This window comes from Pseudomonas sp. Z1-14 (assembly GCF_051132005.1).
In the GTDB taxonomy this organism is placed as follows: domain Bacteria; phylum Pseudomonadota; class Gammaproteobacteria; order Pseudomonadales; family Pseudomonadaceae; genus Aquipseudomonas.
The window spans coordinates 15,640-28,156 of the sequence record NZ_CP071646.1; the positions used below are offsets into that span (position 1 = coordinate 15,640).

General features: G+C 60.2%; 11 protein-coding genes. 5 read left to right on the plus strand and 6 right to left on the minus strand.

Annotation, left to right across the window (positions count from 1 at the left end; all coding sequences use genetic code 11):
- Window positions 1-97 precede the first annotated feature (97 nt).
- Window positions 98-778 (plus strand): phosphatase domain-containing protein, encoded by a 681-nt coding sequence (locus J3P89_RS00085; RefSeq protein WP_434696398.1) that lies wholly within the window; start codon window positions 98-100, stop codon window positions 776-778.
- Here the strand turns inward: J3P89_RS00085 and J3P89_RS00090 are convergent.
- The 4 genes from J3P89_RS00090 to prlC form a co-directional block, all read right to left on the minus strand.
- Window positions 754-2,766 carry a M3 family metallopeptidase gene (locus J3P89_RS00090; protein WP_434696399.1) on the minus strand — a complete coding sequence of 671 codons (2,013 nt, stop codon included), beginning with the start codon at window positions 2,764-2,766 and terminating at the stop codon, window positions 754-756. The two genes, J3P89_RS00085 and J3P89_RS00090, sit on opposite strands and share 25 nt — an antisense overlap.
- A 286-nt stretch (window positions 2,767-3,052) precedes the next feature.
- A complete protein-coding gene (locus J3P89_RS00095) occupies window positions 3,053-5,065 on the minus strand; it encodes a M3 family metallopeptidase (RefSeq protein ID WP_434696400.1) in 2,013 nt (670 codons plus the stop codon).
- Window positions 5,066-5,183: 118 nt separating this feature from the next.
- Window positions 5,184-5,462, minus strand: coding sequence for a YheV family putative zinc ribbon protein (locus J3P89_RS00100; protein ID WP_018600854.1), 279 nt, complete (start codon window positions 5,460-5,462; stop codon window positions 5,184-5,186).
- Window positions 5,459-7,510, minus strand: coding sequence for an oligopeptidase A (gene prlC, locus J3P89_RS00105; protein WP_434696402.1), 2,052 nt, complete (start codon window positions 7,508-7,510; stop codon window positions 5,459-5,461). The genes J3P89_RS00100 and prlC overlap by 4 nt, the downstream gene beginning before the upstream one ends.
- Before the next feature lie 99 nt (window positions 7,511-7,609).
- Here prlC and J3P89_RS00110 point away from each other — a divergent pair, with 99 nt between their 5' ends.
- From J3P89_RS00110 to J3P89_RS00120, 3 genes are all read left to right on the plus strand, one after another.
- Complete coding sequence (locus J3P89_RS00110) at window positions 7,610-8,155, plus strand: gamma carbonic anhydrase family protein (protein ID WP_186643364.1); 546 nt, start codon at window positions 7,610-7,612, stop codon at window positions 8,153-8,155.
- A gap of 88 nt (window positions 8,156-8,243) precedes the next feature.
- On the plus strand, window positions 8,244-8,894 hold the full coding sequence (locus J3P89_RS00115) for an HAD family hydrolase (RefSeq protein ID WP_434696403.1): 651 nt from the start codon (window positions 8,244-8,246) through the stop codon (window positions 8,892-8,894).
- 114 nt (window positions 8,895-9,008) lie between these two features.
- Window positions 9,009-9,218 carry a hypothetical protein gene (locus J3P89_RS00120; protein WP_305497851.1) on the plus strand — a complete coding sequence of 70 codons (210 nt, stop codon included), beginning with the start codon at window positions 9,009-9,011 and terminating at the stop codon, window positions 9,216-9,218.
- A 178-nt stretch (window positions 9,219-9,396) separates the two neighbouring features.
- On the opposite strand, the gene J3P89_RS00125 is transcribed toward J3P89_RS00120, so the two are convergent.
- Window positions 9,397-9,831, minus strand: coding sequence for a DcrB-related protein (locus J3P89_RS00125; protein ID WP_434696404.1), 435 nt, complete (start codon window positions 9,829-9,831; stop codon window positions 9,397-9,399).
- Window positions 9,832-9,862: 31 nt separating this feature from the next.
- The gene (locus J3P89_RS00130) at window positions 9,863-11,794 is read right to left on the minus strand and encodes a type VI secretion system tip protein VgrG (RefSeq protein ID WP_434696405.1); all 1,932 of its coding nucleotides are present in this window, start codon (window positions 11,792-11,794) and stop codon (window positions 9,863-9,865) included.
- 245 nt (window positions 11,795-12,039) lie between these two features.
- Between J3P89_RS00130 and J3P89_RS00135 the strand changes: the two genes are divergently transcribed.
- On the plus strand, window positions 12,040-12,474 hold the full coding sequence (locus J3P89_RS00135; protein ID WP_434570845.1) for a DUF1795 domain-containing protein: 435 nt from the start codon (window positions 12,040-12,042) through the stop codon (window positions 12,472-12,474).
- The last annotated feature ends 43 nt before the right edge of the window (window positions 12,475-12,517 follow it).

The window sequence follows — 12,517 nt, forward strand, 5'->3', positions numbered from 1 at the left end:
CCCTGGTTCACGGCGCTTTGACGTCTTGCTCACAGGCTTTTAACCGAGGCGAACCGAAACTGACGACTTCAAAATCCTTGGTCGGCGGTTGCTCCTCATGCTCAAGCTCTGTTTGCGTTCCCTGCTTTGCCTGGCGTTGCTCGTCGCGCTGGTCGACTCCGCCGCCCAGGCCGCCACCGGCGCCGAGGCCAGGCCCGGCGAATGGGCCCAGCCCGTGGAAAAACGCTACGACCTCTACCAGATGTCGCCTACGCTCTACCGCAGTTCCTTGCCGGACGGCGGTGCCTTGCCCCTGTTGGCGAAACTCGATATCGGCACAGTCATCAATTTTCTGCCTGATTCGGACGCGAACTGGTTGTCCGCGCCTGACATCAAGCAAGTGCAGCTGCCCTATCGCACCAATCACGTCGACGACAGTGATGTTCTCAAGGCCCTGCGCGCCATCCAGGACGGGCAAGCCAGGGGGCCGGTGCTCATGCATTGCAAGCACGGCTCGGACCGTACCGGCTTGATGGCCGCCATGTACCGGGTGGTTGTGCAGGGCTGGAGCAAGGAAGACGCCCTGGAGGAAATGACCGAAGGCGGTTTCGGCGACAGCCATCACTTCAAGGACGGGGTTCGCTACATGATGCAAGCCGATGTCGAGAAGCTCCGTGTTGCCTTCAGAGACGGCGATTGCAGTACCAGCGTCTTTGCGCTGTGCTCGTTGAAAGGCTGGGTCAATTCAACGACCACGGCGCGTCACCTCGATCCTCAGTCATTGGCTCCTTCACGCTGATTGGTCGCGCTGAGGAAGGCGCTTATGGATTCGGATAACGGCCGCGAGTCGCCCCGCCCGAATATGTGTTCGCGAAGCGCCCTGCCGGTCGTCGCTTTAAAGATCCCGTCGCGCTGGAACCTCTGGAAAACCGACTCGGCCAGGGCCTTGGACCACGAGTAGGCGTACACTCTTGCGCCGTAGCCCGTCACCATATGGTCCAGCCCGTTGGCCAGGCGTGCATTGGCAATTACCGGCAAGTGGCGGGTCTTTTCGCTGACCTGCTGGAAGACTTGCTGGACGCTGCGTCCATCGGCGTGGGTACGGTGCAACTCGAAATCCAGCAGCGCGTTGCGCAACTCGTTGGCGGTTTCCCAACTGGCCTGGGTGCTTATGAGCCTCATGAACTGATCGGCCATCTCGTCAGGCAAGGCTGCTCCGGTTTGATGATGCGCCGATATGCGGATCAAAAACTCCTTGGCGAAGCACCATTTTTCGAGCAGGCAACCGGCGAATTCGACCGTATCGCGGGATAACTTGATGATGGCCGATATGTCCCGATAGGCTGCCTGGCTCAAGACCTGATGCAGGCAATGACCGAATTCATGGACAAGGATGCGTAGCTGCAGATGGTCGAGCAGGGTCGGGTTCGCTGCTGTCCCCCGTGGCAACCAGCCATGCAGGACGGCGATAGGGCGTCGGAGCACGCCTTCGGCGGTAATCTGACGGTCGCGAATGGTCGTGGTGTGAGAGAAACCTCCTCGGTCATCTGATTTGAATGGATCGAAATAGATATAACCGATGCTCGTTCCGCTCTCCGATACCTCAAAAAGACGCACGTCGGGATCCCAGGTGACCACATCCTGGCGTTCGATGAAATTTACAGCGAATAGATTCGACGCTATCACCATCAGCTTGGAAAAGACCGCTTCCAGTGGGAACCAGGCACTCAGTACTTCCTGGGAAATGCCCGCTGCCTGCTGGCGAAGTTTTTCCGCCAGGTATTGGTAGTCCCAAGGTTCGGGCTCGCTGAGGCCTCGTTCCCTGGCGGAGGCCTTGAGCTGTTCGGCCTCCACACAAAAGGTGCCCTGCTGCGACTGGAGCTGGTTGTCCAGGAAAGCCAGTACCTGTTCGGCGGACCCTGCCTGCTCTGCCGCGACCGCCCATTCAGCGAAATCCGTATAGCCCATCAAGTTCGCGTACTCGTGCCGATCGTCCAGCAGCTGCCTGAGGACGATGCCATTGTCGAACTGCCCGGCTTGCGGTCCTTGATCGGAAGCACGCGTGCTGTAGGCCTCGTGGATCTGCTGGCGCAACAACCGATTATCGGCGTAGCGGGTGACGATGCGATGCGACTCTTCATTGAGGGTCAGCAGCCATCCCGTGCGGTCGACCTTGCGGGCCAGGTGGGCCATGTGCTGTTTGAATGCCACCGGCAAGCCGCTGAGCAGGGCCTCATCGTCAATGAGGATGTCCCAGGCATTGTTGGCCGACTCCAGCTGTTCCATAAACAGGCCTTCGGCGTTTTGAATACGAACCTGAACCAGGCTCAGGTCGCCCTCTGTGTTCACTGGCGCGTTTTCACGGAACTCTAGCAGAATTTTTTCCAGGACCCTCTTGCGTGCCGCTTCGAAATTCCTGGCTATCTCGCTGTTGTTCAGGCGCTCGTAGAGCTGAAACAGTTCGGTGTTCTGTTGCAGCCCGACCTGAAAGTCGCGCAACCGTACATCGCAGTCGAGCGAGGCCTGCTTCCAGGCGTCACCTGCCCGGGTCGAGGTCAGGCGGTTCAGCAGATAGCCGAAACCCTCCAGCCGCGTGTGGATTTCGTCCATTGCCAAGACGAGGTCGTCCCAGGTTGGGAAGGGGGTCTGGCTGGCAATGATCGCGGCAACTTTGATGCGGCTTTCGGCGATTATCTGGTCGAGGGCCGGGGAAAAGTGTTCGGCCTGGACGCGCGCGAAGGGCGGCAGGTCGTAATCTTGCAACAGGGGATTGTCTGCATTTGGCATCGGGACGCTTCCTTTCATTGTGGACGTGTCGGACCAGTCTGAAGAGGAAGGCAGGGCACCCTGCGGTATATATGTATCGCTTCCGGGCCGGGCGGCCCGGAAGGTAATGCAGAAGGTTTCAGTCGGTTTTTTTCTTCAGCTTCGGGTTGGGGACGAACTGCGATGCAAGCCGATGTCGAGAGACTCCGTATGGCTCTGAGAAATGGCGATTGCCGTATCAGCGTCTTTGCGCTGTGCTCGTTGAAAGTTGGGTCAATTCAACGATTACGGCGCGTCAGCTCGATTCTTAGATTTTGCCTCTTCCACGCTGATCGGTAGCGCGGAGGAAGGCGGCTATGGATTCGGACAACGGCCGCGAGTCGCCCGTCCCGAATATGTATTCGCGAAGCGCCTTGCCGGTCTGCGCGTCGAACAATCCGTCGCGCTGGAACCTCTGGAACACGCTCTCGGCCAGGGCGTTGGACCACGGGTCGGCGTACAGTGTTGCGGCATAGCCCGCCGCCATGTAGTCCAGCCCATTGGCCAGGCGAGCATTGGCTACCACAGGCAAATGGCTGACCTTTTCGCTAATCTGCTCGAATACCTGCTGAGCGCTGCGCCCATCAGCGTGGGTGCGGTGCAACTCGAAATCGAGCAGTGCGTTGCGCAGTTCGGTGGCGGTTTGCCAGCTGACCTGGGTGGTGATGAGCCTAATGAAATGATCGGCCATCTCGTCCGGTAGTGCTGCTCCGGTTTGATGATGCGCCGATACGCGGATCAGGCATTCCTTGGAAAAGCACCATTTTTCCAGCAGACACCCGGCAAATTCGGCTGTATCGCGGGATGCCGAGTTGATGCCCGAGACATCACGATAGGCTGCCTGGCTCAAGACCTGATGCAGGCATTGGCCGAACTCATGGAACAGAATGCGTAGCTGCTGATGGTCGAGCAACGTCGGGTTCTCGTCTGTTCCCCGCGGCAACGAGCCATGCAGGACGGCGATGGGATTTCGGGGCCGGCCTTCGGCGGTCATCAGCCGGTCGCGAATGGTCGTGGTATGAGGAAAGCCCATCCCGTTAGCAGGCTCGAACAGATCGAAATAGATATAACCAATGGGCGTTCCGCCCTCAGAGACTTCAAAAAGACGCACGTCAGGAGCCCAGGTGCCCACCTCCTTACGTTCGATGAAGTTCACTGCAAATAGATCTGACGCCATCACCAGCAGCTTGGAAAAGACCGCCTCCAATGGAAACCAGGCACTCAATTCTTCCTGCGAGATGCCTGCCGCCTGCCGACGGAGTTTTTCCGCCAGGTACCGGTAATCCCAAGGTTCGGGCTCGCCTAAACCTTGTTTCCTGGCGAAAGCCTTGAGTTGCTCGGCTTCCAGGTTGAAGGTGCTCTGCTGCGACTGGAGTTGGTTGTCCAGGAAAGCCAGGACCTGTTCGGTGGACTCGGCCTGCTCCGACGCGACCGCCAATTGAGCGAAATCCGTGTAGCCCAACAGTTTTGCATATTCGTGCCGGTCGTCCAGCAGTTGCTTGAGGACGGGGCCATTGTCGAATCGGACGGGATGCGGTCCTTGATCAGAAGCGCGCGTGCTGTAGGCCATGTCGGTCACCTTGCGCAAAAAGCGATAATCGGCATAGTGCGTGACGATGCGATGTGACTCTCGGTCAAGGGTTAGTAGCCATCCCGTGAGCCCAGCCTCGCCTGCCTGATTGGCCATGCGCTGTTTGAATGCCGCCGGCAAGCCGCTGAGCTGGGCTTCATCGTCAATGGCTACGCTCCAGCCTTTATTGGCCTTGTACAGCAGGTCCAGAAAAGTATCTTCAGCTTTTCGAATGCGAACCTTTATCAGGTTCAAGTCACCCCCCGTGTTCTCCGGCAAGTTTTCACGAAACTGCCGCAGGATTTTTTCCAGGACTCTTGTGCGCGCCCGTTCGAAATTCCTGGCTATCTCGCTGTTCGCCAAGCGCTGGTAGAGCTGGAAGAGCTCGGCGTTTTGTTGCAGTCCGACTCGAAAGTCGCGCAATCGCGGCCCGCAATCGAGCAATGCCTGCTGCCAGGTTTCGCCTGTCCGGGTCAAGGTCAGGCGGTGTAGCACATAGCGAAAACCCTCCAGCCGGCTGTGAACTTCATCCATCGCCACGACGAGGTCGTCCCAGGTTGGGAGGATTGTCTGGCTGGTAATGATCTCAGCGACCTTGGCGCGGCTTTCGGCGATTATCTGGTCGAGAGCCGGGGAGAAGTGTTCGGCCTGGACGCGCGCGAAGGGCGGCAGGTCGTAAGCTTGCAGTAGGGGATTGTCTGCATCTGGCATCGGGACGCTTCCTTTCATTGTGGACGTGTCGGACCAGTCTGAAGAAGAAGGCAGGGCGCCCTGAGGTATATATGTATCGCTTCCGGGCCGGGCGGCCCGGAAGGTGATGCCGAAGATTTCAGTCGGTTTTTTTCTTCAACTTGGGGTTGGGAAAGAACTGCACCGCCTGGACCTTGGCGTCCGGCGCTTTCAAAGCGGACGTATTGACCCGGGTGCCCAATTCCTTGGGCACCGACAGGCCTTGTTCGTTGAGCGTGTCGGAATAACCACAAGCCACGCACTCGCGATGGGGCACGCCGTCTTCATTCCACATCATCAACTTGTCCGGCTCACTGCACGCTGGGCAGACTGCCCCGGCGATGAAGCGTCGTTTGGTAATCACAGGCCCCTCACTCATGCTGCCGCGTCCTCGCTCAGGCCGCTATGGCGCAAGAGTGCGTCAATCGAAGGCTCGCGGCCACGGAAGTCGACGAACAGCACCATCGGCTCCTGGGAGCCGCCGCGCGCCAGGATCGCCTCGCGAAAGGCGCGACCGGTGTCGGCGTTGAGCACGCCGTCTTCTTCGAATCTGGAGAACGCATCGGCCGACAGCACTTCCGCCCATTTGTAGCTGTAGTAACCCGCCGCGTAACCGCCGGCGAAGATATGCGCAAAGCTGTTGGGGAAGCGGTTGTAGGCAGGCGGACGCATCACCGACACCTCGTCACGTACACCTTCGAGCACTTGCAGCACGCTGCGGCCATCGCCATGGGTGGCGTGCAGTTCGAAGTCGAACAGCGAGAATTCCAACTGGCGGACCATCATCAGGCCGGACTGGAAGTTCTTCGCCGCGAGCATTTTCTCCAGCAGGTCCTGGGGCAATGGCTCACCGGTTTCGTAGTGACCGGAAATCAGCGCCAGGCCTTCAGGCTCCCAGCACCAGTTTTCCATGAACTGGCTCGGCAGCTCCACGGCGTCCCAGGCCACGCCGTTGATGCCCGATACGCCGGCATGGTCGACGCGGGTCAGCAGGTGATGCAGGCCGTGGCCGAACTCGTGGAACAGCGTGGTCACTTCATCATGGGTCAGCAACGCCGGCTTGCCACTGTCGGCCGGGGTGAAGTTGCACACCAGGTTGGCGACCGGGCTTTGCAGCGCGCCATCAAGGGTGCGGCGACGATCGCGGGCGCCATCCATCCAGGCGCCGCCACGCTTGTTGGGGCGCGCGTACAGATCGAAGAAGAAGCGCCCGACGTGCTGGCCGTGTTCCTTGATCTCGAACAGGCGCACGTCCGGATGCCAGGCGTCGAAACCCTTCAGTTCAGCGATCTCGATGCCATAGAGGCGTTGCACGATGGCGAACAGGCCGCTCAGTACCTTGTCGATAGGGAAGTAGGCGCGCAGGGCTTCCTGGGCGACGCTGTAACGTTGCTGGCGGAGTTTTTCGCCATAAAAGCCGCTGTCCCAGCTTTGCAGGTCGGGGCAGCCCTGTTCGGCGGCGAAGGCTTTCAATTGTTCCAGGTCCTGGGCGGCGAACGGTTTGCTGCGCTTGGCCAGGTCGCGCAGGAAGCTGAGCACCTGATCGCTGGATTCAGCCATCTTGGTTGCCAGGCTCAATTCGGCGAAGTTGGCGAAACCCAGCAACTGGGCCAGTTCCTGGCGCAGGTCGAGGATCTGCTCCATCACCGGGCCGTTATCGTTCTGACCGGCGTTCGGGCCCTGGTCCGAGGCGCGGGTGCAGTAGGCGGCGTAGACTTCTTCGCGCAGGGCGCGGTCTTCGGCGTAGGTCATTACCGCGTAGTAGCTGGGAAACTCCAGGTTGATCAGCCAGCCGTCGAGGCCTTTGGCCTGGGCCGCGGCGGCCATCTGCGCCTTGGCCGAGTCGGTCAGGCCGGCGAGGGCGGCCTCAGAGGTGACATGCTTGGTCCAGGCCTGGGTCGCGTCGAGCAACTGGTTGGAAAAGCGGCTGCCCAGTTCGGACAGCTTGCTTTGCACTTCGGCGTAGCGCTTTTGCTGCTCGGGCGGCAGATCGATGCCCGACAGGCGGAAGTCGCGCAGCGAATGTTCCAGGATGGTTTTCTGGGCCACGTCGAAACCGGCGGCCTCGGGGCTGTTCGCCAGGGCTTCGAACGCCTGGAACAGTTCGCGGTTCTGGCCCAGCTCGGTGGAATAGGCACTCAGCGCCGGCAGGCAAGCCTCGTAGGCTTCGCGCAACTCGGGACTGTTGCGCACCGCGTTCAAATGGCTCACCGGGCTCCAGGCCGCGCCTAGGCGATCATTGAGCTCATCCATTGCCAATACCAGGCCGGCCCAGGTGGGCTGTTTGACTTGGGTCTTGAGGATCTCGGCGATGGCGGCACGGTTGTCAGCCAGGATCTGCTCGATGGCCGGTTGCACGTGCTCGGCACGGATCGCCGAGAATGGCGGCAGGTCGTAGGGCTGCAAAAGAGGGTTGTTCACGCTCACGGTTGGCACCTTGGCTGGAAGAAACATGGGCCCATCTTAATTACAATCGACGTTCACCGCAGCTAGCAGCGCCTATCATCGGACAAGAGAGAGCCTATCGTGACCCTTCGAACGTACCAGAACCACAGCCCGCGGCTTGCCCGGGGCGCTTTTGTCGACAGCACCGCGGTGGTGATCGGCGACGTCGAGATCGGCGAAGACAGCTCTGTCTGGCCGCTGACAGTCATTCGCGGCGACATGCACCGCATCCGCATCGGCGCCCGCACCAGCGTCCAGGACGGCTGCGTGCTGCACATCACCCACGCCGGGCCGTTCAATCCCGATGGCTTCCCCTTGCTGATCGGCGACGACGTGACCATCGCCCACAAAGTCATGCTCCACGGCTGCTCGGTGGGCAGCCGGATCCTGATCGGCATGGGCAGCATTGTCATGGATGGCGCGGTGGTCGAGGACGACGTGATTATCGGCGCCGGTAGTCTCGTACCGCCGGGCAAGCGCCTGGAGAGCGGCTTTTTGTATGTGGGAAGCCCGGTGAAGCAGGTCCGGCCGCTGACGGACAAAGAGCGGGCCTTTTTCACCTACAGCGCGGCGAACTACGTGAAGCTCAAGGATTTGCATCTGGCCGAAGGCTACGACCAGCCTTGAGTGATTTGCCAGGCCCTTATTCTCGTGGCGAGGGAGCTTGCTCCCGCTGGGCTGCGTAGCAGCCCCACTTACTTCCTCAGGACCAGCCATGCACTACCAGACCATACTCTTCGACCTCGACGGCACGCTTACCGACCCGCGCGAGGGCATCACCCGTTCGATCCAGTTCGCCCTGGGCAAACTGGGCATCGACGAACCCGACCTGACCCGTCTCGAACATTTCATCGGCCCACCGTTATTGCAAGCCTTCATGCAGTTCTATGCCTTCGATGAAGCGAAAGCCTGGGACGCGGTGAATTTCTATCGCGAGCGCTTCAAGGTCACCGGTCTGTACGAAAACCGCGTGTTCGACGGTGTCGTGCCGCTGCTGGAGACGCTCGGTGGCCAAGGCCGACAGCTCTACATCGCCACGTCCAAGCCCTGGGTTTTCGCCCGGGAAATCGCCCGTCATTTCGATTTCGCCCGGCACTTCAAAGTTATCTACGGCAGCGAACTGGACGGCACCCGTACCAACAAGGTCGAGCTCATCGCCCACCTGATGGCCGAAGAAAGCCTCGACCCGGCCAGCACCCTGATGATCGGCGATCGCAAACACGACTTGATCGGCGCGCGCAGCAATGGCCTGGACGCGGCGGCGGTGGGGTATGGGTTCGGCAGTTTCGAGGAGCTGAGCGCGGAGAACCCGGTACATCATTTCCAGACGCTGAAGGACTTGCACCAAGCGTTTTTACGGGGCTGAAAACGCCACTCTAGGAAAGGTCCGACGTGCTCTGAGGAATCGTCTGATTGTTAGCACCTGCCACCGGGCATAGGTTCTCTGCAGAAAATTTATTCATCGAGCAAGGAGAACGGCATGATTCAGCTCTCGCAAACGGAGCAGGTGATCTGGGATATGTATTTCGTCAGCGCCTTGCCGCAAGTGATGCAGCAGTTGCCGGGCCGTCGGCCCGAGCTGATTGCGGAGAGTGCGGCTGAAGTGGCCGATGAAATGCTGGTAGAGCGCCGCGAGCGTCGCCCGGTGGCACAAAGGACTCTGCCGGTCAGGGACGCAACGATAAAATGAAATAATAAATCCGGGACATGGTGGACCCCTGTGGCGAGGGAGCTTGCTCCCGCTCGGCTGCGAAGCAGTCGTAAAACCAGCGGATAAGGTGTGCCTGAAGCCCCACGCCCGGCGGATTTTGGGGCCGCGCCACGCCCCAGCGGGAGCAAGCTCCCTCGCCACGCGAGCCCGGCGTTGTTCACTCCGGCGCGTCAAACACCAGCGACCCCTTGATCGTCGCCCAATGCGCCGCTTCGGCGTCGCCCAGCTTCTCGGCCTTGACGTAGCTCAGGGCGAGCATTGTGCGCGTGCCCGGCAGTACCAGGGCGAGCTGATACTGAAAGACCTTTTCGTTGCCCTTGTTGAACTGGCTGCGTAGCTCGATGGCTTCGACTTCCTGCCGAGCCCCCACGCGTAACGTGGCGCCGGGTTGGCAGCGCAGGTCCTGGACCTGCTTTTCCAGGCGCTTGATCTGGTCGTCGAGGTTGCTTTGCAGGGTTTCTCCTTCGGCGAGCAGGCTGCGGCTGACGATCAGGGACGTGCCTAGTTCGGGGAACTTGAGGATGTTGATCGAGGCGTCGAGCAACTCGCTGGGCGGCAGCTGGAGCTGAAATTCATTCAAACGGTAAGTCATGGCGCATCAGGTCTCGAAGTTAGCCTTTGGGTTAGCCTTTGGGAAAGGCGGCAGCGACGTTGGCATCGATGCTGGCCTTGACGCCCTGGCCGTCCGGCGTGGCACCGGGGCCGCCGCCGTTGTTCAGGTGCAGCACACCGCCGGTGTTGAACTCGGCATCGCCGCTGGCGTAGAAGCTGATCTGCACGCCGGTCAGGTTGATCTGACCGCTGGCGTTGAGCTCCAGGATGCTCTCGCCGCATACCAGGCGCAGGTTCTCGCCCACTTCAATGACGTAGCTCTGGCTGATGCTGTCGGTCTTGCGCTGGCCCACCGACAGGATGTCCTCCTGCTTGACGATGCGCAGGCGGTTGTTGCCGATGATCACCGTTTCGTCGTGGCCGATGCTCTTGGTGCGGTCGTGGCCGACCGAATGGCTCTCATCCACCTCGACCACGGTGTCCTGGTTGCGCTCGGCATGGATGTAAAGCTGCTCGGCGCCTTTCTTGTCTTCCATGCGGATTTCATTGAAATTTGCCGGCGTGCCACCCTTGCTCGAACGGCTTTTCATGCCGCTCTGGGTGGCATTCTCAGGCAGGTCGTAAGGCACGGTTTGCTCGGCGTTGTAGACACGGCCGGTGATGATCGGTCGATCCGGGTCGCCTTCAAGGAAGCTGACGATGATTTCCTGGCCGATACGCGGAATCTGCATCGAGCCCCAGTTTTTCCCGGCCCAGCTTTGCGACACGCGAATCCAGCACGAACTGTTTTCGTTGGATTGATCGTGGCGATCCCAATAGAAGTGCACCTTCACCCGGCCGAACTGGTCGGTCCAGATTTCCTCGCCCTTGGGCCCGACCACCGATGCGGTCTGCGGCCCTTTGACGATCGGACGGTGGGTAATCGCCATCGGACGAAAGCTTTGCTGGGCGTCGATGCAGGTCAGGCTGCTTTCGAACTGTGCCGAAGGTGCGCCGACGCCGCTCTCGCCGCTTTCCTGAGAGAGGTAATAACGCGCGCCGACGATCAGGTATTCGCGGTTCTGGTCCTGGCGGCTGAAGCCGGTCAGGCTGAACAAATGCCCCGAGCCCAGGCCTCGGGCGTTGCCCGCCAGCTCGACCTGTTCGTGCAGGGTCTGCAAGGCTTCGATGCGGGTGCGGGCGTAGTGCTCGCCGTCCTCGCTCTGCACGTAGGTACCGGGATAGTCATACAGAGGATAGTCGCCAGCGGTGTGCGGGCGCGGCATGGCCGAACGTACATCGATGCGCGCGCTGGGACGCTGGAAGTCGTAGTCGTTGAGCTCAAGCGACCCCGGTTGGACTTCCTGAGCCAGGTGCCAATCATGAATATGATCGCGTTCGCGCTGCTGCTCGTTCTTCGGGTAGTACGGCACCGAGCCGTAGCCGGGCGCTTGGGTATGGGCGCCGTAGGCGTCGGCCAGCACCAGCACATGGCGACCCTGTTCATGACGGAAGAAGTAGTAGATGCCTTCCTGCTCCATCAGCCGGCTGACGAAATCGAAGCTGGTCTCACGGTACTGGACGCAGTACTCCCACTCGCGATAAGGGCGGCTGAGGGCGTCTTCGAAGTCGGAGAAACCCAGGTCGCGGAACACTTGCTTGATGATCTGCGGAACCGTCAGGTTCTGGAAAATCCGGCAGTCGGAGGTGCGCGTCAGCAGCCACAGCCAGGGCCTTAGCGTGGCCTGGTAGCTGGCAAACTGGCCTTGGTCGATGTTCTGGCTGAAGCGCGCGACGATGCCGTGGAAATAGCGCTCGCCGCCACCGTCCAACTGCAGGCCTACGCACATGGGTTTGCCGAGTACCTGGTTGAGGTCGATGGCGTTGTCCAGAGAGTGCAGCTGCAACTCATAGTTGAACAGCCGCCCCAGCTCTTCGCCGCCGCCCATGTCCTTGAGCAGCAGCACCTCGGGTCCCAAGGGGCTGGTGATTTTCGCCAGGCGGGAGGCTTGGTTGAATAGCATCGGTTGTCCTTATCGCTGCCGCAGTCCCTTATGCTGGCGAAGACTGCAATCGTCTGATTCAAAAAATCAACAGAATATGCCCTTCGACGGCTTCTGCAGAGGCGTGAATCGCCAGAGTGGTGACGCTGATCGCATAATGTAGAGGGTTACCTGGAGGAGAGGAACCCGGTTCTTGATTGTTGCCAGGCATTACCCGAATATCTGCTCCTCCACGCGTCACCTCATGTCCATGGAAAGCGATTACCGTGACCTCATACCGCATTCAAGAAGCCGATCTCGAAATCCCCGATACCTGGCAGGACCAGAGCATCAACATTTTCAAGCTGCCGGCAGTGGGACCCGCCAAAGAGGCCAGTTTCGTCATCAGCCGCGATGCCACCCAGGGTGACGCTCCCTTTGCCGAGTACGTGGACCGCCAACTCAAAAGCGCGGAGCAGCAATTGCCGGGCTTCAAGCTGGTTCAGCGCTGGGACACGGTGCTGCATGGACACACCACCACCTTGCTGGATTACACCTGGCAGCGCGAAGGACGCGACCTGATGCTGCGCCAGGTGTTCATCGAGCGTAAGCCGTCCGTGCTGATCACCACCTTGACCACCACACCCAACGACTTCGCCTATCACGAGCCGGCCTGGAAGCTGGCGATGCATTCGCTCAAGCCACAGCCTCCGATTGCCTGAGATTCGATACGTGCCATTGCGCAGTCAGACCAAACAGTGAGGT